This window comes from Paenibacillus sp. S150, from assembly GCF_019352175.1.
Classification (GTDB): Bacteria; Bacillota; Bacilli; order Paenibacillales; family Paenibacillaceae; genus Paenibacillus_AQ.
This window is the reverse complement of the sequence record NZ_JACBYI010000020.1, coordinates 44,830-67,978: the sequence shown is the minus strand read 5'-3', so window position 1 is coordinate 67,978 and position 23,149 is coordinate 44,830. Positions and strand designations below refer to the sequence as shown.

The 23,149-nt window shown below is 51.7% G+C and carries 20 protein-coding genes and 1 pseudogene; all 21 read right to left on the bottom strand.

Annotated features, from left to right (window positions below; genetic code table 11):
- Nucleotide 1: 1 nt before the first annotated feature.
- On the bottom strand, nt 2-2,629 hold the full coding sequence (infB, locus tag HYD27_RS18205) for a translation initiation factor IF-2 (RefSeq protein ID WP_219217505.1): 2,628 nt from the start codon (nt 2,627-2,629) through the stop codon (nt 2-4).
- Nucleotides 2,627-2,945, bottom strand: a pseudogene (locus HYD27_RS18200) (YlxQ family RNA-binding protein); the annotation flags it as partial. The gene infB and the pseudogene HYD27_RS18200, both read right to left, overlap by 3 nt.
- On the bottom strand, nt 2,938-3,246 hold the full coding sequence (gene rnpM / locus HYD27_RS18195; RefSeq protein ID WP_219217503.1) for an RNase P modulator RnpM: 309 nt from the start codon (nt 3,244-3,246) through the stop codon (nt 2,938-2,940). The gene rnpM and the pseudogene HYD27_RS18200, both read right to left, overlap by 8 nt.
- A gap of 34 nt (nt 3,247-3,280) precedes the next feature.
- Nucleotides 3,281-4,378: a transcription termination factor NusA gene (gene nusA / locus HYD27_RS18190; RefSeq protein ID WP_219217501.1), complete on the bottom strand. Its 1,098-nt coding sequence runs from the start codon at nt 4,376-4,378 to the stop codon at nt 3,281-3,283.
- Nucleotides 4,379-4,404: 26 nt separating this feature from the next.
- Complete coding sequence (gene rimP, locus HYD27_RS18185) at nt 4,405-4,872, bottom strand: ribosome maturation factor RimP (RefSeq protein WP_219217500.1); 468 nt, start codon at nt 4,870-4,872, stop codon at nt 4,405-4,407.
- A 278-nt stretch (nt 4,873-5,150) separates the two neighbouring features.
- Nucleotides 5,151-9,476, bottom strand: a complete 4,326-nt coding sequence (locus HYD27_RS18180; RefSeq protein WP_219217498.1) for a PolC-type DNA polymerase III — start codon at nt 9,474-9,476, stop codon at nt 5,151-5,153.
- Between the two features lie 184 nt (nt 9,477-9,660).
- Complete coding sequence (proS, locus tag HYD27_RS18175; protein WP_219217497.1) at nt 9,661-11,109, bottom strand: proline--tRNA ligase; 1,449 nt, start codon at nt 11,107-11,109, stop codon at nt 9,661-9,663.
- Nucleotides 11,110-11,250: 141 nt separating this feature from the next.
- Nucleotides 11,251-12,525: an RIP metalloprotease RseP gene (rseP, locus tag HYD27_RS18170; RefSeq protein WP_219217496.1), complete on the bottom strand. Its 1,275-nt coding sequence runs from the start codon at nt 12,523-12,525 to the stop codon at nt 11,251-11,253.
- Nucleotides 12,526-12,673: 148 nt separating this feature from the next.
- Nucleotides 12,674-13,813 carry a 1-deoxy-D-xylulose-5-phosphate reductoisomerase gene (locus HYD27_RS18165; RefSeq protein ID WP_219217495.1) on the bottom strand — a complete coding sequence of 380 codons (1,140 nt, stop codon included), beginning with the start codon at nt 13,811-13,813 and terminating at the stop codon, nt 12,674-12,676.
- Between the two features lie 21 nt (nt 13,814-13,834).
- Nucleotides 13,835-14,638: a phosphatidate cytidylyltransferase gene (locus HYD27_RS18160; protein ID WP_219217494.1), complete on the bottom strand. Its 804-nt coding sequence runs from the start codon at nt 14,636-14,638 to the stop codon at nt 13,835-13,837.
- Between the two features lie 21 nt (nt 14,639-14,659).
- The gene (locus tag HYD27_RS18155) at nt 14,660-15,427 is read right to left on the bottom strand and encodes an undecaprenyl pyrophosphate synthase (protein ID WP_219217493.1); all 768 of its coding nucleotides are present in this window, start codon (nt 15,425-15,427) and stop codon (nt 14,660-14,662) included.
- A 78-nt stretch (nt 15,428-15,505) separates the two neighbouring features.
- The gene (frr, locus tag HYD27_RS18150) at nt 15,506-16,060 is read right to left on the bottom strand and encodes a ribosome recycling factor (RefSeq protein ID WP_219217492.1); all 555 of its coding nucleotides are present in this window, start codon (nt 16,058-16,060) and stop codon (nt 15,506-15,508) included.
- Complete coding sequence (gene pyrH / locus HYD27_RS18145; RefSeq protein WP_066362084.1) at nt 16,060-16,788, bottom strand: UMP kinase; 729 nt, start codon at nt 16,786-16,788, stop codon at nt 16,060-16,062. Before pyrH ends, frr begins: the two co-directional genes overlap by 1 nt.
- 105 nt (nt 16,789-16,893) lie before the next feature.
- A complete protein-coding gene (gene tsf, locus HYD27_RS18140; protein ID WP_219217490.1) occupies nt 16,894-17,544 on the bottom strand; it encodes a translation elongation factor Ts in 651 nt (216 codons plus the stop codon).
- Between the two features lie 132 nt (nt 17,545-17,676).
- Nucleotides 17,677-18,384: a 30S ribosomal protein S2 gene (rpsB, locus tag HYD27_RS18135; RefSeq protein ID WP_219217488.1), complete on the bottom strand. Its 708-nt coding sequence runs from the start codon at nt 18,382-18,384 to the stop codon at nt 17,677-17,679.
- A gap of 200 nt (nt 18,385-18,584) precedes the next feature.
- Complete coding sequence (locus HYD27_RS18130; RefSeq protein ID WP_219217486.1) at nt 18,585-19,217, bottom strand: hypothetical protein; 633 nt, start codon at nt 19,215-19,217, stop codon at nt 18,585-18,587.
- Entirely contained in the window at nt 19,214-19,786 is a 573-nt protein-coding gene (locus HYD27_RS18125) for a hypothetical protein (protein WP_219217484.1), read from the bottom strand. The genes HYD27_RS18130 and HYD27_RS18125 overlap by 4 nt, the downstream gene beginning before the upstream one ends.
- A gap of 45 nt (nt 19,787-19,831) precedes the next feature.
- Nucleotides 19,832-20,140 carry a hypothetical protein gene (locus HYD27_RS18120; protein ID WP_219217481.1) on the bottom strand — a complete coding sequence of 103 codons (309 nt, stop codon included), beginning with the start codon at nt 20,138-20,140 and terminating at the stop codon, nt 19,832-19,834.
- A 294-nt stretch (nt 20,141-20,434) separates the two neighbouring features.
- The gene (locus tag HYD27_RS18115; RefSeq protein ID WP_219217479.1) at nt 20,435-21,838 is read right to left on the bottom strand and encodes a flagellar assembly protein A; all 1,404 of its coding nucleotides are present in this window, start codon (nt 21,836-21,838) and stop codon (nt 20,435-20,437) included.
- Between the two features lie 30 nt (nt 21,839-21,868).
- Complete coding sequence (locus tag HYD27_RS18110; RefSeq protein ID WP_219217477.1) at nt 21,869-22,657, bottom strand: FliA/WhiG family RNA polymerase sigma factor; 789 nt, start codon at nt 22,655-22,657, stop codon at nt 21,869-21,871.
- 74 nt (nt 22,658-22,731) lie between these two features.
- The gene (locus HYD27_RS18105) at nt 22,732-23,148 is read right to left on the bottom strand and encodes a hypothetical protein (protein ID WP_219217476.1); all 417 of its coding nucleotides are present in this window, start codon (nt 23,146-23,148) and stop codon (nt 22,732-22,734) included.
- Nucleotide 23,149 lies beyond the last annotated feature (1 nt).

The window sequence follows — 23,149 nt, the reverse complement described above, 5'->3', positions numbered from 1 at the left end:
CTTAGCGCTCTACCGTTTCCATGATAAACGCTTCAATAATATCGCCTTCGGCGACATCATTATAGCGTTCCAAAGTTATGCCGCATTCATAACCCTGCGCCACTTCCTTGGCATCATCTTTGAAACGTTTCAAGGTGTCGATCTTGCCTTGGAAGACAACGATGCCGCTGCGGATCAGGCGCATTTCAGCATTGCGGGTGATTTTGCCGGAAGTAACCATACAACCTGCAATGGTGCCCACTTTGCTGATTTTGAAGACATTGCGCACTTCGGCATGGCCGATAACGTTCTCTTTGTAGATGGGATCAAGCATCCCTTTCATCGCACTTTCAATTTCTTCAATTACATTGTAGATGATGTTGTGCAGACGGACATCCACTTTCTCCTGCTCGGCCGCCGCTTTGGTCTGGGCATCCGGACGTACATTGAAGCCGATAACGATAGCATTGGATGCCGCCGCCAAAGTAATATCGGATTCCGTAATCGCACCCGCACCGCTGTGAATGATTTTCACGCGCACGCCTTCGACTTCGATTTTGGCCAAGGAGCCTTTCAGCGCCTCTACCGAACCCTGCACGTCGCCTTTGATGATCACGTTCAGATCTTTGATTTCGCCTTCCTTGATATGCTTGAACAGATCATCCAGAGTTACGCGGGTGTTCGTGTTCAGCTCGGATTGACGCTGCGACGTCGAACGTCTGTCCGCAATTGCACGGGCTTTGCGTTCATCTTCAAACGCCATGAACGGATCGCCGGCTTGCGGAACTTCAGTCAGACCGGTAATTTCAACCGGTGTGGAAGGACCCGCTTCCTTGATCTTGCGCCCTTTGTCATTAACCATGGCACGCACGCGTCCGAAGCAGTTCCCTGCTACAAAGGCGTCTCCGACCTTCAGCGTACCGTTCTGCACGAGAATCCGGGCAACCGGCCCACGATTCTTATCCAGCTCGGCTTCAATGACAGTACCGCGTGCCCGTTTGTCAGGGTTCGCTTTGTACTCATTCACTTCGGCAACGAGCAGAATCATTTCCAGCAGCTCTTCCAGATTGATGCGCTGTTTGGCCGACAGGTTGACGAAGATGGTGTCTCCGCCCCACTCTTCCGGAACCAGCTCATAATTGGTAAGCTCCTGCTTCACGCGGTCCGGATCTGCCCCCGGTTTGTCAATCTTGTTGACAGCAACAATGATCGGGAGACCTGCAGCCTTGGCATGGTTGATCGCTTCTACCGTCTGCGGCATCACACCGTCATCGGCAGCTACTACGATAATAGTCATATCCGTTACCTGCGCTCCACGGGCGCGCATGGCGGTAAACGCTTCGTGGCCCGGTGTATCGAGGAACGTAATTTTTTTGTGATTGATTTCGACTTGATAAGCACCGATATGCTGGGTAATCCCGCCGGCTTCGCCGCCGGTTACATTCGTCGAACGAATGGCATCCAGCAATGTAGTTTTACCATGGTCGACGTGACCCATAATGGTTACAACCGGAGGCCGAGTCTGCAGATCCTCTTCGGAATCGTTCTCTTCCACCGTTTCGAAGCTGTCTTCATCGACTGGAATCTTCACTTCTACTTCTACTCCGAATTCACCGGACAGCAGGAGAATTGTGTCAATATCCAGCTCTTGGTTAATTGTGGCCATTACGCCCATGGAAATCAGCTTCTTAATTACCTCTGAAGCATCCTTGTGCAGCAGCTTGGCGGTTTCACCGACAGTCATGCTGCCGCGGACAATGATTTTCTTAGGGGTATTGTCAATCTTTTCACGGCGTTCCATAGGCTGATTGTTTCTGCCACGGTTGTTCTTGCCGCCACGGCCGCGGAAATTCCCGCCTTTGCCGTCTTCAAAACGTTTTTGGCCGCTGTTGTTGTTCGGTCTGCCGCCAGTTGCGTTCTTCTTCGGTCCTCTGTCTCCGCCGCGGGAGAAATCCCCGCCGCCTTGACCTTGCGGACGGCTGTCGGCAGTACGGGCTGCGCCTTGACCTTGCGGGCGGTCGCCGGTACGCGGCGCACCGCTGCCTTGACCCTGCGGGCGGCTGCCGGTGGAGCTGCCTTGCGGACGGCTGCCGCCAGTAGCGCTCTGCGGACGGCTGCCGGCGGAGCTGCCTTGCGGACGGCTGCCGCCAGTAGCGCTCTGCGGACGGCTGCCGGCAGAGCTGCCTTGCGGACGGCTGCCGCCAGTACTGCTCTGGGGACGGCTGCCGCCAGTAGCGCTCTGCGGACGGGAATTCTGTGTGGTACCTGATGCTGCTCTGCGGGAATCTTGTCCGCTTTGGGGCCTTGGGGACGTCGTCGATTGGGTGTTTTTTTGGTTACTGTTCATACCTACCTGCTTTTCCGGTTGATTTTTGTTGGCATTCTGAGCACTTTGGGGTTCGGCGGTTACCGTACCGGCAGATGCCGGACGGCTGCTGGTCCCGCTGTCCCGCTTGGCTGCAGCGTTTGACTTGATATCCTTGAAGAACTGCTCTACTTTGTTCACGGAGCCATTCTCCATGACACTCATATGATTATTCACAGGGACATTCAAACGCTTCAGAATAGTAATAATCTCTTTACTGCTCATATTGAGCGATTTCGCGTATTCATACACGCGCAGCTTTTCCTTATTGTCTTCTTTAGTCAATAACTCCACCTCCGACAGTATCTCCAAGCACTCTGGAGATCATTTCCGCGAATCCTTTATCCGTAACGGCCAGCACTACGCGCTGGTCCTTACCAATACTTGCACCGAGTTCATCCCGGTGAAATGCGATTACTAGTGGAATATCGTAGGTTCCGCACTTGTCACGGAACTTTTTCTGAGTATTTTCTGAAGCGTCACCGGCCAGGACGACCAGCTTCGCCTCCGAAGACCGCACCGCTTTCAGTACAGCTTCGTCGCCGGTGACAATCTTGCCCGCTCTCATGGCAAGCCCTAAATAAGAAAGTGCCTTACTCATTGTCCTCACTATCCTTTGCTGCCAGAAACTGCTCCTCCACGGATGCAAAATCCCTGGCAAGCTGGGCATAGATTTCAGGACTCACTTGACACTTCAATGCACGGTCAAGTGCTTTATTCTTTTGTGCCAGCTTAAAACATTCCTGTTTGCCGCATATATAAGCGCCCCGGCCCGACTTCTTGCCTGTCAGGTCAATCAGCACTTCGCCTTCAGGCGTTCTCACCACGCGAATCAGCTCTTTTTTGGGCATCATCTCCTGGCTGGCAACGCATTTGCGCAGCGGCACCTTGCGCTGTTTCATGTCAAACGCCTCCCCTCATAATAGAGCAGGTTAATTAGTCAATGGAGACGGAATCCTGATGCATTTCATCATTGGAAGTTCTTGGTCTGCCGTATTCCTGCTCCGCCTGGCTTTCGCTCTTGATATCAATTTTCCAGCCGGTCAGCTTGGCGGCAAGACGGGCGTTCTGCCCCTTGATGCCGATTGCCAGCGACAATTGATAATCAGGAACGATAACACGGGCCATCTTCTCCGCTTCAAAGACCTGGACCTCAAGCACCTTGGACGGGCTGAGCGCATTGGCCACGTATTCCTGAACCGCTTCGGAATAGCGGACGATATCAATCTTCTCGCCGCGAAGCTCGGTAACGATCGTCTGAACACGTGTACCTCTTGGGCCTACGCATGAGCCTACCGGATCGACTTCAGGGTTGCGCGAGAAAACGGCAATTTTGGAACGGAAGCCGGCTTCGCGGGCTACGGAACGAATTTCGACCACGCCGTCAAAAATTTCCGGAACCTCCAGCTCGAACAAGCGTTTCAAGAGGCCCGGATGACTGCGGGACAACATGATCTGCGGCCCTTTGGTCGTATTCTCAACCTTGGTGATATACGCCTTGATGCGCTCGCTTTGCTTGAACTTCTCACCCGGCATCAGCTCGCTGAGCGGCAGAACCGCTTCGATTTTGCCAAGATCAACATAGATGTTGCGCATATCCTGACGCTGTACAAGGCCGGTAACGATGTCATCTTCCTTGTCGATAAAAGCGTTATAGATGAGTCCGCGCTCCGCTTCACGAATGCGCTGGGTCACCACCTGCTTGGCCGTCTGGGCGGCAATTCGCCCGAAGTCACGCGGAGTCACTTCAAGCTCGGCGATATCCTCCAGCTGAAAATGCGGGTTGATCTCACGGGCAGACAGCAGCGAGATTTCGGTCCGGGTATCGAGAACCTCCTCGACAATCAGCTTGCGGGCGAACACCTTGATTACTCCTGTGTTGCGGTTCATATCCACCCTTACGTTCTGCGCCGCATTGAAGTTGCGTTTATAGCTGGAGATCAGCGCAGCTTCAATGGCTTCAAACAGCACATCCTTGCTGATGCCTTTCTCCCTTTCCAGTTCATTCATAGCTTCGATAAAATCCATACTCATGAAATTCCGGTCCCCCTTTCAAGACGTTAAAAAATAATGGCCAATCTCGCACTGGCGACTTTGGCGTACGGTACAACATGTTCTTTTTTGCCCGCGGAGATGAGCAGTTCCTCGTTCTCGAACGAGAGCAATCGGCCTTCGAATTCTTTGAGTCCCTGAATCGGCTCATACACCGTTACATAGACATCCTTGCCAACCGCTTTGGCAACATCCGCCGCTTTTTTGAGCGGACGTTCCGCACCGGGAGAGGACACCTCAAGGAAATAAGCCTCGGGTATAGGATCATTCTCATCCAGCTTCTGGCTGAAATATTCGCTGATGGCACCGCAGTCATCAATATCGATGCCGCCTTCTTTGTCTACGAATATGCGCAAAAACCAGTTGGAGCCTTCCTTCACATATTCAACGTCCACCAATTCGAAACCATTGCCCTCGAGATAGGGCCCGAGCATCTGCTCTACCGTTTGTTTAATTTGGGATTTGGGTGTGCTCAAAAGAAAATAACCTCCACGAACTTGTCTTTTGCTATATACCAAAGATAAAGAGTGGGTTTCCCCACTCTTTACACAACGGACTTATCTCATTATTACCAAAAAAATTATACCATAGTGCGTCAGCAGTGACAAGTGCTAGCCCTTGACTGCCTCATTTAACGGGGAGAAAAAGCGTGCTGCCATTCGGCTTCCACGCCAAAATATTTAAACAGCAGCTCTACTTTTCCCGCAAAGTACCTGCCATTCTCCGGAGCATTCTCTCCACTTTGTGGGGTGATTTAGAACAGGGAAAGCTGGTTGCTCTCCGGCAAGCCGCGGAAGCAGCCCATGCCGTTCAGCAGTTCAATGATCGTCTTGCTCGCCTTCGATTTCTGCTGGAAATCCTCGATCGACAGGAATTCTCCGGCATCCTTGGCAGCGGCGATATTAATGGCGGCATTTTCGCCTATTCCCGCAAGCGAGGAGAACGGAGGAATCAGGCTGGTGCCGTCAACCGTGAATTTGGTGGCATCGGAACGGTACAAATCGATATTCTTGAAGGTGAAGCCGCGCGCGGTCATCTCCAGAGCCATTTCCAGCACCGGGAGCATCGCTTTTTCCTTCGGCAGCGCCTGGAAGCCTTTTTGCTCGATTTCTACGATTTGACGGCCTATGGCCTCATAGCCCTTGCAGCATAATTCAATGTCAAAATCGGCCGCCCGGACGGAGAAATATGTCGCATAGTATTCAATAGGATGATACAGCTTGAAGTAGGCGGTGCGTACTGCAGATATAACGTATGCGGCAGCATGCGCCTTCGGGAACATGTACTGGATCTTCAGACAGGAATCAATATACCACCCGGGAACCTTGCACTTCTTCATTTCCTCGATCCATTCGGGGGTCAAACCCTTGCCTTTACGCACGCTCTCGGTAATTTTAAAAGCCATGCCGGCATCCATTCCCGCCTTGTAGATCAGAAAGAGCATGATATCGTCACGGCAGCCAATAACCGTTTTAATGTTGCAGGTATTGTTCTTAATCAGCTCCTGGGCATTGCCCAGCCAAACGCCGGTGCCGTGGGACAATCCGGAGATTTGCAGCAAGTCGGCAAAGCTGGACGGCTTCGATTCCACAAGCATCTGGCGGACAAACTTGGTTCCCATTTCCGGCACCCCATAGGTTGCTACCGGTGTGCGGATCTGATCCGGTCTGACCCCCAGCGCCTCAGTGGAATTGAACATGCTCATGACCTTGGGGTCGTTCATCGGAATGGTGGTCGGGTCAACGCCGGTCAAATCCTGAAGCATACGCATCATGGTCGGATCATCGTGGCCCAGAATATCAAGCTTCAGCAGGTTGGCATCAAACGCATGATAATCGAAATGGGTGGTCTTCCATTCCGCACTGACATCATCGGCCGGGAACTGCACCGGGGTAATATCTTCGATCTCCATATAATCCGGCAGAACGACGATACCGCCGGGATGCTGCCCTGTGCTGCGCTTCACCCCTGTGCAGCCTGCCGCCAGACGCCCGACCTCGGCTCCGCGCCAGCGCTTCTGATGATGCTCCTCGTATTTCTTCGTGAAGCCAAAGGCCGTCTTCTCGGCCACCGTACCAATTGTGCCGGCACGGAACACATTGTCAGGCCCGAACATGGTTTTGGTGAAATTATGGGCATTCGGCTGATATTCACCCGAAAAGTTAAGATCGATATCGGGAACCTTATCTCCCTTAAACCCGAGGAAGGTCTCAAACGGAATGTCCTGCCCTTCGCCTCTAAGCTTGCCGCCGCAATTCGGACAGGTCTTATCCGGAAGGTCGAAGCCGCTCGGCACGCTGCCGTCGAGGAACCATTCGCTGTGCCGGCATTCCGGGCTGGCGCAGATGTAATGAGCCGGCAGCGGGTTAACCTCGGAGATTCCGAGGAAGGTTGCCACTACAGACGATCCTACGGAACCGCGCGAGCCTACCAGATATCCATCCTGGTTCGACTTTTTAACCAGCCGCTCCGAAATCAGATAGTTGGCAGAGAACCCGTATTTGATAATCGGCGCAAGCTCCTTTTCCAAACGGGCAACCACTACCTCCGGCAATTCCTCTCCATAGATCGATTTGGCCGTATTGTAGCAGGTTTCCCTGATTTCCTCGTCGGCACCATCGATTATAGGTGTGAACAGCTCGCTGGGGAACAGCGGATATTCCTCGAATCGCTCAGCCAGCGCTACAGTGTTGGTGACAACAACCTCCATCGCTTTTTCCGCGCCAAGAAATTCAAATTCAGCCAGCATTTCATCCGTAGTACGGAAATGGGCATCCGGCTTGCGCTGGTCCTTCAGCGGGCTGAAGCCGGTAATGCCATGGATGGTAATATCGCGGAACAGCTTGTCTCTGGGCTCCAGATAATGCACGTTGCCGGTGGCAATAACCGGCTTGTTCAACTGCTCGCCAATCTCACAGATCTTGCGCACAACCCCCCGCAAATCCTCGGGACTGGCTACAAAGCCCTTGTCCACCAGATGCATGTACATGGTCAGCGGCTGAATTTCAAGAACATCGTAAAACTGCGCGACCTCCATCGCTTCCTCCGCAGTTTTGTTCAGCACCGTCTCAAAAAACTCGCCGCGTTCACAGCCCGAAATCACCAGCAGTCCCTCCCGGTGCTCTTCAAGCTTGGACTTCGGAATGCAAGGCACGCGCTTGTAGTATTCCGTATGCGACATGGAGATCAGCTTGTACAGATTTTTTTTGCCGGCCGGGTTAAGCGCGTAAATGCCGCAGTGGAACGGCCGCATGTTCGACAGATCGTTGCCGACATAATCATTCAGCCGGTCCAGCCGGGTCAAGCCCTTGAGCTTCTCCGCATCGGCCAGCAGGCCGTTCAGGATGCCTCCCAGCGCAACGGTATCGTCTACCGCACGGTGATGGCTCTCCAGCAGTACTTTATACTTATCCGCCAATGTGTTCAGCCGGTGATTCTTCATCGTCGGGAACAGCAGGCGCGCCAGCTCGAGCGTATCCAGCGAGGGGTTCGGCAATATCGGCTTGCCCAGCTTGGCCAGCGATGCCTGGATAAATCCCATATCGAATCTGGCATTGTGGGCAACCAGGATGCTGTCCCCCGCAAACTCCACAAATTCCTCCAGCACAGGCCCCAGGTCAGGGGCATCCTTAACCATTTCATCAGTGATATTGGTCAGCTGCTGGATATGGTATGGAATTTTCTCATGCGGGTTCACAAACGTCGAATAGCGGTCCAGCTCCTTGCCTTCGCACATTTTGATCGCCGCAAGCTCGGTAATGTTGTTGCGCGTGATCGACAGGCCGGTGGTCTCGATATCGAACACCACATAAGTCGCTTTTTTCAGCTCCAGAGGCTGCGGATTTTCCACAATATTGACCGAGTCGTTGACAACGTTGGCCTCCACCCCATAGAGCATTTTAATTTTGTGCTTATGGGCGGCGTGGTCCGCATCAGGGAAACTCTGCACTACACCGTGATCGGAGACGGCAATGGCCGGATGGCCCCATTTGGCGGCTGTTTTGACATACGCATCAATCGGCGTCACCGCATCCATCGTGCTCATGGTCGTATGGAGATGGAATTCCACCCGTTTCACCGGTGCCGTATCTTTACGGGCTGGAGGCGCCTGCACCTCGGACAGATCCGAAGGAATCATAATGAGCTCGGGAATCTGCATAAAACGGTCGTATTCCACTTTGCCGCGTGCTCTGACCCATTTGCCGTTAGCCAGCTGCCCCATAATCTTCAGATCCTCTTTGGTCTTCGCAAACATCTTGAGTTGCAGTGAATCGGTAAAATCGGTAATGCAGAAGGTGAACAGCGTATTGCCGTTGCGCAGCTCCTTGCTGTCGAGTCCGAAGATGGTTCCCTGGATCGTGATCTTCTTTTCTTCATCCTGAATCTCAATGATCGGCACAGCCTGCTCCTTAATTTCATACCCTACCTGGAGCTTAATGACCTCGTCCGGATTTCCTTTGTCCACAGGCTCGTCCGGCTCGCTGGCCATCATCATCATTTCCACCAGCTCACGCTGCTCCTGCTGCAGCTTCTGCTGGAATTCCTCATAGGCGTCCGCTTTGCTCTCATTCTCGGCAATCTGCAGCTTGACCTTAAGGGAAAGGCCGAAGAATTTTCCGTAAAATTTCACAATCGCGCCTTCGATCCCTTTTTTACGCGCCAGTTCGAGTGACATCGAGTCGCTCAGGCTCAGCAGCAGCGTACCCTCCTGCAGCTCCTGGGTAGAACGTGTCAGCCAGCCGTTCACGGAAGGGATTTCCCGCTGCACCCATTCCAGAAACAGCCCCCAGTATTCCTGCACAAGCTCCGCTCTGCTGATCTTCTCAGCATACAGGAACAGGAAGCTGACTTTGGCAATATGCTGAAACTTCTCCCGCATTCTGAGTACAAAGGTCCGGTACGTCTGGGCCGGAACCAAAGTTTCTTTGACAATGACAATGTGCCAGTCATGATTGCCGCGGCTGATCTCCACACGTTCAATATGTCCGTCCAAAAAGTAGGGATCAATGATCGCGGGCGGAATTTCTCCCTGCTTCATCAAAAGCTCGAACCGCTTTCTTCTCTCCGTGTTCTGTTCCATGCTTCCCCCCACCTAACTTACACAATGATAAAAATAAAAATGCCTATAATTCCAGAATAACAGCAAGAAACAAGATTTAAAAAGCTTCCGGGTCAAAAAGCATTGGGTTCTTTCGGCCCGCTGACTCCTCTCACCAGAAGCTAGATTTAAACAATGGGATCAAAATAATCAAGCAGAAACAAATTTAGTAGGCTTTGGCGAATACAACCGTATGCTCGGCGGGCTTGCCGCAGCAAATGCAGACCTGCTTGATTTCTGCCGGGCTAAAAGGTATGTTGCGGCTGGTTGCGCCGGTTTCCTCCTTCACCTTCGCTTCGCAATCCTCGGAGCCGCACCAGCCTGCGAGCGCGAAGCCGCGTTTCTCTTCCATGGAAGACTTCATTTCATCAAGTGCATCAACGGAATAGAAGTGATCCTCGCGGAATTTAAGCGCTCGCTCGAACATTTCATTATGCACCTGCTCCAGCATCGCCTGCACTTCTTCCACCAGATTCTCCTGCCGGATAACCTTTTTCTCTCCGCTGATGCGGGAGACCAGCACACAAACACCGTTCTCCATATCACGTGGTCCCAGCTCCAGCCGGACTGGCACACCGCGCATTTCGTACTCATTGAACTTCCAGCCCGGCGTTACATCCGCACGATCATCCACCCGCACGCGGACGCCCGCGCTTTTTAGCTCCTTGAACAGCTCGTCCGTCCGCGCAATGACAGCGTCACGGGTTTTTGGAGGGCCGATTGGAATCATAATGACTTGAGTCGGGGCAACCTTGGGGGGCAGGGCCAGTCCGCGGTCGTCACCATGAACCATAATCATCGAACCGATCAGGCGTGTGCTTGTTCCCCATGAAGTGGTATGTACATACTCAAGCACGTTGTCCCGGCTCAAATACTGGATATCAAAAGCAACCGCAAATTTGGTGCCCAAATAATGCGAGGTTCCCGCCTGCACTGCCCGTCCATCCTTCATCATTGCTTCAATGGAATACGTATCCACCGCCCCGGCAAAACGCTCCGATGGAGTCTTCTCGCCCGTAATTACCGGAATCGCCAGATAGCCTTCCACAAAATCACGGTAAATCTCCAGCATCCGCATTGTTTCCTCGCGTGCTTCCGCTTCATTCTCATGTGCCGTGTGACCTTCCTGCCAGAGGAACTCACTGGTGCGGATGAAGGGCAGTGTACGCTTCTCCCAGCGGACCACGTTGGCCCATTGATTGATTAGAACCGGGAGATCACGGTAAGACTGAATCCATTTGGAGTACATGTGGCCAAACATAGTTTCCGAGGTAGGACGGATCGCCAGACGTTCTTCCAATTTATCGCCCCCCGCTTCCGTTACCCAGGGCAGCTCCGGATTGAAGCCCTCAATATGATCCTTTTCCTTCTGGAAAAAGCTCTCCGGAATGAACAGCGGAAAATAAGCGTTGCGATGTCCGGTTTCCTTGAAGCGGCGGTTCATTTCCTCCTGGATATGCTCCCAGATTTCAAAGCCGTCCGGTTTGAACACAATACAGCCGCGGACCGGAGAGTAGTCCATTAAATCCGCTTTTTTAATTACATCAATGTACCAGCGTGAGAAATCCTCGCCCTGCGGCGTGATCTCTGTAACGAATTGCTTATCTTTGGCCATGTAGTGAAACTCCTCCTAATAATAGCCCCACAAAGTGCCGAATTGTCAACGAAGCGGATTCAAGTACTTTGCGGGGACCCCAAAAGATGTAAAATCAAGCGAAAAATATAAGGATAAAGATTGTGTATGGAAACCCGGCAATCAACCGCTTATAAGGCGCAATATATCGTTGTAGGTAACAGCGATCATCACCAGGAACAGCAGCGCAAAGCCCACAAAATGGACCATGCCCTCACTGCTAGGGTCAACAGGCTTGCCGCGCAGCGCCTCTACGCCAAGGAAAACGAGACGGCTTCCGTCCAGCGCCGGAATCGGCAGCAGATTAAATATCCCCAAATAAAGGCTGAGAATAGCCGCCCAATAGGTTAAATACTGAATTCCCTGCTGCGCAATCTGGCCGGTCATCTGGAATGTACCCACAGGACCAGAGATGTCGTTCATGTTGAACTTGTTGATCAGCTGCTTAAAGCCGATGAAGATCAGCTTGGTTGTATCCACCATGGCTGTTCCCGATTGGGTTATAGTCTCGCCAAAACCGGCTTGACGCGTCGGCAGCTCAGGCGTGATGCCCACTTTGCCGCCTTCTTCTCCCTCCATGCTGCGGGGAATCATAGTCACATTATACATTTCATCGCCGCGCTGCAGAGTCCACTGCATTTCTTTGCCTTTGGAGACCGAGGTCAGCGAAATCATCTTCTGATAATCCCCGCCGATCGCCTCCCCGTTTACCGATACAACGATGTCGCCTTTCTGCAGTCCGGCTTCTTCTGCCGGCATATTCGCGCTGACATCACCGATCTTCACATAGGCAGGGTTCTCAATAGGAATGCCCGCCATTTGCAGATGAAGAGCAAACAGCACAAAGGCCAGCAGGAAATTCATCACCGGCCCGGCAAAAATTGCCACTGCGCGCTGACCCACGGTTTTGCTCCCGAATTGACGGTCCTTGGGCGCAATCTGCGTCTGCTGGGTGCCTTTGATCAGCATGGCCTGCGGATGAACATCATAGACCGTTACTTCCCCGTCCACATCCAGACGGATTTTCAATTCATTCTCCAGATCCGTGTATTGCGCTTCCCCGCGGATGACATTTCGGCGGGTGTCGAGGGAATCCAGATAGATGTTCTTGACCTTATTGTCTTGTCCCAGCCTCACGGCGATGGTTTGTCCGGGACCGATCTCTATAATCTCCGGATCTTCACCGGCCATCCTCGCATATCCCCCGAAGGGCAGCAGACGAAGCGTGAACTGGGTTTCATTGCGTTTATAAGAAAACAGTTTCGGGCCGAAACCGATAGCAAATTCGCGTACAAGTATGCCGGCGCGTTTGGCAAAATAATAATGTCCCCATTCATGCACTGTCACCAGCACAAAGAACATGAGCACCGTTAGAAAAACGACTCTTACCATTTCCATGCGTAACTTTCCCCCTTAATGGTGTAAGACCGAAGTATGTCCTCTTAATTTATCATTATTCCAAGACCTTGCACAAGAGAATCACCAGCTCCAGCCTATTTTTCAGGGTAAAGCAAAAATTTCCGGTAAAAACCTTGATTCCCATGGATTATAGCATGCTTGCAAGCTTACGGCTCATACGGTCACAGTGCTCAATCTGCTCCAGATCCGGGTAAGCTACGGTTTCATGGCGCTGCAGCACTTCTTCTATAATCTCTTCAATCCGCAAAAAAGAAATTTCACGGCGCAGGAAACGGGCTACCGCGATTTCGTTCGCGGCATTAAACGCAGTGGTATTCGTTCCGCCGGCCTTGCCGCATTCGATGGCAAGCTTCAGCGCCGGAAAACGCACGTAGTCCATTTCCCGGAAGGTCAGGCTGCCCGCTTCAGCCAATGACAGCCGCCTGGCCGGCGAAGCCCATCGGTCCGGATAGGTGAGCGCATACTGGATAGGAACACGCATATCCGGGTTGCCAAGCTGCGCGATAATGCTGCTGTCCCGGAATTCGACATAGGAGTGGACAATGCTCTCCGGATGGAGCAGCACTTGAACCTGTTCATACGGCAAGGCGAACAGCCAGTGGGCTTCAATAACTTCCAGCCCCTTATTAACCATCGTTGCCGAGTCAATCGTGATTTTGGCCCCCATGCTCCAGTTCGGATGGCGGAGCGCGTCTTCAACCGTAACATCCTTCAGCTGATTCCGGTTTAAGTCCCGAAAAGAGCCGCCCGAAGCCGTAATCGTAATACAAGCGACATCTTCACGGTTCTCACCGTTCAGACACTGGAATATAGCGGAATGCTCGCTGTCAATCGGCAGCAGCTGAACGCCCTTGCGTCCGGCCAGCTCTGTCACCAGATGTCCGGCCGTTACAAGTGTTTCCTTATTCGCCAGTCCGATATGTCTCCCGGCGTCAATGGCCGCAAGCGTGGACCTCAGGCCCACACTGCCCATTACCGCTGTTACAACGGTATCTGCATCTCCGCCCGCAGCTATCTCTACCAGCCCTTCGTTTCCGCTGAACAGCTCAACTCCTTCCGGGAGATTCGCTTTGAGCTCCTCGGCCAGCGCTCTGGTGGAGACAGAAACACGGCGCGGCTTGAAACGCCGGACCTGCTCCAGCAGCAGGGCAGTATTGCCGCCTGCCGCCAATCCGTCCACTTCAAAGGCGTCCGGGTGCATGTCGATGACATCCAGTGTCTGTGTCCCGATTGAGCCTGTGGAGCCGAGAATACTTATTCTTTTCACAGTTGAACCTTCTCCCTGGCGTTAATAGTAAGGCATAAGCATTACGATATGTACGAAAGGAAATACGATAATCCAGCTGTCGCAGCGGTCAAGAATCCCTCCATGACCAGGCAGCAGCGAGCCTGAATCCTTAATACCGTACACCCGTTTATAGGCAGATTGTACAAGATCTCCAAGCTGACCCAGAACCGCGCAGGAAAGCCCGATAAGCAGCGCGCGCCCGATAGTCAGCAGATCAGGAACAAATATAGCAAATCCAATTGCAATCAGAATAGAGATCAACACCCCGCCAAGGGCTCCCTCCACCGTTTTGTTGGGGCTGATAGCCGGCCACAGCTTCCTCTTGCCAAAGCTTCTCCCCACAAAATAAGCGCCTGCATCGCTGCCCCAAATACAGCATAGCAGCAGGAAGGTCCAGAGCAATCCGTTCCCGTCGCCCGCACCGCGGGCAACAGCCATATAGGAAAAGCCCATTCCTATGTAAACAATCCCGGTAAACATCAAAGCCGTAATTTTAATATCCAGCTTATTCTTGCTGAATACTGTAACCAGCAGGAACAGCAGCAGCAGCAGCCAAATCCCTTGCTCCCAGGACAGCCATTCCGGTACGCCGAGCAATTTCCAAGGGATCATAAAGCACATTACGGACAGGTAACCCAGCATGGCAGCAGCGCCGAAGGTCTGTATACCCGTCATTTTTACAAATTCATAATAGCCGATGAGCGCCATAGCTGTCAGCAGCAGCTGATACGGCCAGCCCCCCAACAAACACAAACCCAAAAATACCGCTCCGGCAACAACTCCGGTAATCAATCGCTGCTTCAAAGGTTCCCATCTCCCATCAGGCTACTTCAGTCCACCATAACGGCGTGTGCGGCGCTGATACTCCGCCACAGCCTGCAGCAAATGCGTCTTGTCAAACTCAGGCCAGTAAGCATCCGTAAACCAGAATTCACTGTAGGCAACCTGCCAGAGCATAAAGTTGCTGAGCCGCATCTCTCCGCTCGTTCGGATCAGAAGATCAGGGTCCGGCAGACCCGAAGTCAGCAGCCTGTTGTCAATCAGCTCAGATGTAATGTCATCCGGCGACAGCACTCCCGCCTGAATGTCCCGGCCCAGTCCGCGCATACAATCCTCGATTTCCTTGCGCGATCCATAATTCAATGCAAAATTCAATATAAGGCCGTTATTATGCTTGGTCCGTTCCACTGCTTCCTCCATGGCCCTGCGGGTATGGGACGGCAGGGCATCGGCATCCCCCATTACACGTACTTGCACATTTTTTTCGATCAGCTCGTCCAGCTCAAGAGCCAGAAACTCCACTGGCAAACGCATCAAAAAGTCTACTTCTTCCTTCGGCCGTTTCCAGTTCTCGGTAGAGAAAGCGTACATGGTCAAGATTTCCACTCCCAGATCATTCGCGGCAATCGTGGTACGTTTGACCGCCTTCATCCCGTTCTTGTGGCCCACGATGCGCGGCAACCCGCGCCGCTTAGCCCAGCGCCCGTTGCCGTCCATAATGACTGCCACATGCCGGGGAATGTTATCCGGTGAAATCTCGACTGGCTGGGGCCTGTCTTTACGGCTCAGCCACGCTTGAATCCGTTTGATCATTTCCGTTTCCTCCAAGCTCTTATCAGAAAGAGACAAACCCCACCATAAACGGAGGGGCCTGAAGTCTCATGAATTTCATTATACTTCCATAATTTCTTTTTCTTTAGCCAAGAGCACTTTATCAACTTCAGCTATGAACTTATCCGTTGACTTCTGAATGTCTTCCTGGTGCCCGTGGGATTCATCCTCCGAGATTCCGTTTTTCTCCATCTTCTTGATGTCATCATTGGCATCACGGCGGATGTTGCGGATGGCCACCTTGGCTTCTTCGCCAAATTTCTTGGTGAACTTCACAAGCTCGCTGCGGCGTTCTTGGGTCAGCGGCGGAATGGAAAGACGGATAATTGTACCGTCGTTGGCTGGAGTAATCCCAATATCCGATTTCTGGATCGCCCGTTCGATGTCGGACATTGAGGTTTTGTCCCAAGGCTGAATGAGCAGTGTCCGGGAATCCGGCGTGCTGATGTTGGCCAACTGATTGATAGGCGTTGGCGCTCCGTAATATTCAACTTGAATGCGGTCCAGAAGCGACGTAGAAGCGCGTCCTGCCCGCAGTGTCGCCAAGTCGCGTTTTAGGGATAAAATCGCTTTTTCCATACGCTCTTCGGCATTTTTCTTAACCGATTGTGGCATTAATCTACACTCCCTTTAACAATCGTCCCGATTTTCTCACCGAGAACGACACGTTTGATATTGCCTTGCTCTGTAATAGCAAACACAATGAGCGGTATATTATTATCCATGCACAGAGAGGAAGCGGTGGAATCCATAACTCCAAGGTTTTTGTTGAGCACATCCATATAGGTGAGCTGCTCGTATTTCTCGGCAGTACTGTCTTTGAACGGGTCAGCGGAATAGACACCATCCACTTTATTCTTCGCCATCAGAATGACTTCCGCTTCAATTTCGGCTGCCCTTAGTGCTGCCGTCGTATCTGTCGAGAAGAAAGGATTCCCTGTACCCGCAGCAAAAATAACCACACGGCCCTTCTCCAAATGCCGGATGGCACGGCGGCGAATGTAAGGCTCAGCGATCTGCTGCATGGAAATGGAGGTCTGCACCCGTGTCGGCACATCAATCTGTTCCAGGGCATCCTGCAGGGCGAGCGAGTTCATCACCGTTGCCAGCATTCCCATATAATCGGCTGTAGCCCGGTCAATGCCGCTTGCGCTGCCTGCAATTCCGCGCCAGATATTGCCTCCGCCGCACACGATGGCAACCTGAACCCCTAGCTCAACGACTTCCTTAACCTGTTCCGCGATGGAAATAATCGTATCGGCATCGATGCCGTATCCGTTTTGTCCTGCAAGTGATTCACCGCTAACCTTAAGGACTACTCTCTTAAATACAGGCTGTTCCAATTGTACACCCTCACTTTCTTACAAAAGACGGAACACTACGTGTACGTGTTCCGCTCTTCTGATGCTTGCCTTTATTCAATTCTGTAAGCCGAACACAGCATGCTATTATTGATTCACTTGTGCCATAACTTCTTCTACAAAGTTGTCGACTTTCTTTTCCAGGCCTTCGCCCAGCTCGTAACGCACAAAACGGCGGATGGAGATGTTTTCGCCGATCGTGCTGATCTTTTCGTTCAGCAATTGGGAGATTGTCTTGTCCGGGTCTTTAACAAAGGATTGCTCAAGCAGACAGTGTTCTTCGTAGAATTTGCTGATGCGTCCTTCTACCATTTTTTCAACGATTTTCTCAGGCTTGCCTTCGTTCAGCGCTTGAGCCTTGAGAATTTCTTTTTCTTTTTCCACAGCTTCGGTTGGAACTTCCTCGCGGCGAACATACAGCGGATTTGCTGCGGCGATTTGCATTGCGATATCGCGCGCGAATTCTTTGAAGGAATCCGTTTTGCCTACGAAGTCGGTTTCGCAGTTGATTTCCACGAGTACGCCAATGCGTCCGCCGGCGTGGATATAAGATTCAACAACACCTTCTGTTGCAATACGTCCAGCTTTGTTAGCAGCTGCGGAAAGACCTTTTTCACGAAGCAATTCTGCCGCTTTGGTGATGTCGTTATTAGCTTCTTCCAGCGCTTTTTTGCAATCCAGCATCCCTGCGCCTGTTCTTTCGCGAAGTTCTTTTACTGCTTTTGCATCTACTGCCATTGTTAATTCCCTCCAGATAATTGTCGTTAGGTCGCACGTTACAGTCTTTTATCCTAAAAAAAGGGCAGTGAGAGGTTATCCACCTGCCAACCACCCTTTTCATTTAAGTTCTTGTTAAGTTCCGGATACTGCTTAAGCCGTAGTTGTAGTTGTATCTTCGCCCTGGTGGGCTTCCACAACAGCATCAGCCATTTTGCCCGTAAGCAATTTCACGGCGCGGATAGCGTCGTCGTTGCCCGGAATCACGTAGTCGATTTCATCCGGATCACAGTTGGTATCAACGATAGCCACGATAGGAATGCCCAGTTTGCGAGCTTCCGCAACAGCGATGCGCTCTTTACGCGGGTCAATGATGAACAGCGCGCTAGGCAGGCCCTTCATGTTCTTGATGCCGCCCAGGAATTTTTCAAGGCGATCTTTCTCTTTGCGGAGAAGGATAACTTCTTTCTTAGGCAGAACTGCGAAGGTACCGTCTTCTTCCCAAAGTTCCAATTTCTTCAGACGGTCAATCCGTTTCTGAATCGTTTGGAAGTTAGTCAGGGTACCGCCCAGCCAGCGTTGGTTAATGAAGAACATGCCTGAACGCTCAGCTTCTTCTTTTACGGAATCCTGTGCTTGTTTCTTTGTTCCTACGAATAGGATTGTGCCGTTGTCGCCAGCGACGCTCTTTACAAAGTTATAAGCTTCCTCTACCTTCTTGACCGTCTTTTGCAGGTCAATAATGTAAATTCCGTTTCTTTCAGTGAAGATATAACGATCCATCTTTGGATTCCAACGACGAGTCTGATGACCGAAGTGAACCCCAGCTTCGAGAAGCTGCTTCATGGAGATTACTGCCATCTTCACACACCTCCTAGTTTTGGTTTATTGTGTGTCTCCTCCGCCGCGCGTCATTTTTCTACAAGACTTTCTTCAGAAGAAAGCACCCCTTGTCGAAATCAACCGGCGTGTGTTTTAACACCGTTTATTACTATAGCATAATAAAATAATGTATGCAACGATCCATGAGATATTTATGTTGTCCTGCGAAGAGCATAGCTTCATCTCACCGTAATCAGCTTGTCAATGATAGAATCGAGGCTCTCGTCCCCAGTAAAGCTGTAGCCGCCATATTGAATTCTCGTATTGGCTTTGCGGCTGTTGGCGATCTTCAGAAACTCAGCTTTGTCCCGGATCACTCCGGCTTCTGCCAATAGATCAGCGGTTTCTGAGAGCGTGGCACCTGTAGGAATCCGTACCGAGAGCGTTCCAGCAGCAGCTTCTGGCGTAGACGGAGCACTTACCGGCGGAGCCGTCAACGGTGGAAGCACCGCTGCTGAAGCGCCGGGGGCAGACGGCTGCTCCGGCCCAGCTGCTGCAGACGGCTCCGCAGCAGCGGCAGGTGAAGGGACGCCAGACGCTTCAGGAGATGCAGGCGGCTGTGAAGATGCGGCCGGGAGCTCCGTCTCAGAAGCCTGCGGATCTTCTTGGCTGCTCTGGCCGGAATTGACTTCCTCCGGCTCCGTACCGCCCTCCGCTGTCTCGGCTACTGTCAGATTAAGCCTGGCCGCTTCCTTGATCAGCTGTTCCTTAGTGAGCGGGGATGCGCCTCCTGAGATCATCAGCTGAAGCAGCAAAGCGCCGAGAATCAAGCCTGCGCCAAGACCGAGCATAAAGGAACGGTTCTTAATCATACCGACTCCTCCTGCTTGGCAAGCTGAAGGATCAGCTGCACTTCCCCGCGCTGGAGTCCTGCCGTCTTGGCAATAGAGTCGATAGATTTCCCTTGCTCATGCAGCTCAAACAATCGGGGATACCGCTGCTTGATCGAACTGGCCGGCTTTGGTTTGGGCTCGGCTACCGCAGTCTGCTCCCCGGAAGCCGCTTCACCCGCCGCAGCCTTTCCGGCGGCTGCCTCCTTCCCGTAAGCAGCGGACAGCTGCAGCAGGCTTTTCTCTTCCGCCGTCAGCCGGGCGTCAAGCAGAAGAGAGCTTTTTTGCAATTCGGCCACCTGCGTCCGCAGTCCGGCAATCTCTTCCTGCAGCGCAGCCCTATTATTCTGGGACTGCTGCTTAATGCTGCTGACCAGCTGCAGCATTTTTTCATTGTCTCGCTCAATGTCCGCCATATACAGCTCAAGTGCGGCTTCTGTTTCCTTCAGGCTCTGTTTGTCCGCTGTATCGTCTTTTGCGCGCGACGGCAGTCTCAGGGCATAAACGATAGCGACAGCGCCTACCAGGACGATATATACCCATGGTTGCAAGTGCCTTATCTCCTTTTGCAGTTCAATTCAAAATCAAAACACAGTCTAAAGACTAAGGTCAATGCGGTGACCCTTGTAAGGATGCTCGGCTTCATGGACAGTCTCCGTTTTTTTCTGTTTATAAGAGGCGGAATGCCCTCCGCCATGATCTCCCCTGCTGCCGTCTTCACGCAGTGATTCGGCAGATTCATCCACCTCACTGCTCCGCTGTGCCAGGTGCTCGCTTTGCTTCACACTCTGACCGGCCAGCTGCTGCTGGTCCAGAGCGGGGCGGTGCTGCAGCCCATTCTGAATCTTGCCCGCCTCCGTTGTCCGTGGCAGCGCAATTTGGAGTTCCACCGGTTTCAGACTCACACTAATCCTCTCCTCACTGAAGCGGCTGAAGAGCCACGCTTTTCCAAACCAGTACCATGAGAAACGGCTTCGGCCTTTAAATACGGCATTCTTTCGTTTCTGCGAGAAATAGAAGGATGCTTTTTTTGCGCGCAGCATGTCTTATCTAGAGCAAACTCCTGTTGGAATAGGACGTAGATGCTGCCAAATCCCTGTTTAACGGTAGATTTTCTTGCAAGCTCAGGAGGCTTAAGACGCTAAAGGTTACTGTCCGATCACTTAAGGAATGGCCGGCCGCCGCAGCTGCCCGCCATTCTACATGTAAGGCGACAGCGTAATATCGCCTTCACTATAAATAAACACAACGCGTTCCGTTGGATCTTTGACGAACCGGGTATATCTCCCAATAACAATTTTGGAGCCTCCATAGATGGTTTTAATAACCTCTACTCTCGCTCTTCCTGTATCCTCCAGCAGCTTTTCAATCTCCAGTACACGTTCCTTGATTTTCTTTTCTTCACGCATATGGGATTGCTTGGTAGCATTCAGCTTCACGCGAAGCGCCATCTTATCGGGAGAGAGCTGACCATTGTTCGCAAGCTGATTCAGCAAGTACAACGCTTTGTTGGTCTTGTCCTCATTCTCAAGCAGATGGCGAAGCTCTACCCGCAGCTCGTTGATTTCGTTGCGAAGCTCAGGGACGACCCCCACCTCAATAGCCGTCGCCGTCGACATCGTATTGCCGATGGTCCGCGCCACTACCCTCTCGCCGGCTTGAACAATTCCGCCGACAATTAAGCCTTTGGCGCCGTTGCACAGCACATCATGGCCTGCCCGGATATTGGAATGCATCACGCTCTGGGATACGATAATATCCTCTCCGGCCACTACATTCCCATCCTGGATGAAGGAGACTTTCACATTTTTACCGGCGCTTACAAGTCCTTTGTTGTAGCCGATAATCCCGCCGGTGATTTCAATGGAGCCTCCGGATATCAGCTCGGCCCCTTCCACACCGCCAACTACACGGATATCCCCTGCCGATTTGACCGAAAAGCCTGTCAGCACATTGCCGCGGATTACCACTGTACCTACGAAATCAATATTGCCCGTGCTGTAATCAACATCCCCGTTCACCTCGAAGACGGGAAAGACATTGATTTTGCCTTTGTCAGTCAAGGTGACCAGTCCATCGATTGCCGCATACATTGCGGTTTCTTCCTGATCGACAAGCACATTTTTACCGACCTTGAAGTGCGCTTCTTTACCCGGTTTGAACGGAAGCTCTTCCCCGGTAACCATGATGCCGGGTTTCCCCGGCTCAGGCGGAATGATTTTGGCAATCAGCTGACCTTTCCGCACATTGTGGAGACGGACCAGGTCCTTGTAGTCCACTTTACCATCCGCCATCTCCTGCGGCTTGCGGTCCTCCTCCAGATCGACAGTGAACATAACTCTCCCGTCCGTTCCATTCACAGAGGGCTGTCCTATGGCAATAGGCACTCTGTTGAAAAAATATTCCTCAGGATTGCTGCTGATGCGTTGAAGAATGTCCCGCTGAATTCCGTAGCGAATATTGTGACTGTGCAGGAAGCTTTCCAGATCTTCAATGGTACAGGAGAAATTCTCATCCTTTTTAGAAAACTGCAGGTAAGCAATCCCCTTATCCTCCGAAAAAGTGATATTCAGATACTGGCTCAAAGCATAATTACCGATCATTTTCCGCTCCCCCTTGTCACCGTCGCCCGGTTAATCGTTTTGCATGAGAAGATCCCGGTTTTTCTCAAGTGTTCCTCTCAGCCGCAAAATAGCTTTCGAATGAAGCTGCGAAATCCGTGAAGGCGACAGTGACATCACCTCGGCGATCTCGCTCAGAGATAAATCTTCATAATATAAAAGGGACACTACTGTCCGTTCTTTCACTGTTAGTTTCTCGATGCCTTTAGTCAGGGTGTCTCGCAAATAAAATTCATTCACTTTAAGTTCCGGATTCTTGGCCTTGTCGTCCACCAATATGGACATGCGCGTCTCTGATTCTTCTTCCCGGATAGGGTCTTCGAGCGAGCAGAGCGACATGACGGCTACGTCCTGCAGCATATTTTGAAATTCCGGTTCGGTAATGTTCAGATATTGGCTCATTTCCTCATCACTGACAGATCTTAAGTACTTCTGTTCCAGCTGCTGGTAGGCATCCTCGATTTTTTTTGCTTTTTCACGTACCGATCTGGGAACCCAATCACTTTGCCGCAAAGAATCAAGAATTGCTCCGCGTACCCGCCAGGAGGCATAGGTCTGAAATTGCAGCCCGCGCTTATAATCAAATTTCTCAATGGCATCGATCAAACCCATTATACCATTGCTGGCCAGATCATCTTTGGATACATTTTTGGGTAATCCTACTGCCAAACGGCTGGACACATAATCAACAATATGGAGGTAACTCTCAATCAGTTTTTTTTTGGCTTCAGGATTTCCGCGCTCTTTCCACTCTTCCCAGAGACCGTCGGTTTCTGATTGAGAAGCTTTATGCTCGTTCAACGGCTTTCACCCTTCCCAAAGTTTAGTCAGCGGGCATAATGCGGTCAGAACTGCCGCTTCGCCACAGGACCCGCTTATTCTTCTTTCAGGTGACGAACGGCCTTGGCCAATTCTTCAGGATCTTTCATAGAGACCAGCTTGGGAGGCTGCAGCGGAGTAAATCCGCCTTCATCCCCACTGCCTTCTTTCGGCTTCTGCTTCAGAAGATTTATTAATTCTTCATCTTCGTCAGGGGTGACTATGTCAAGCTGAGCGCCAAGCGCCTCAGCGCTGTCAGCAGAATTTGTCTCAATGATGTCCGTAGACCCTGATTGCTTGAGAATAAAATCCAATACCCATCTTAAGAGAAGAGCAAGCAGAAACCAGACAATAAATCCGATTATTCCTCGAAGCAGACTGGTTACTAGTAAATTATGACCGTAATTCGTAAGAAAAGTAAATACAAAGCCTATCAATCCGACCAACAAGTTCAATAAAATTTTACCACTCATC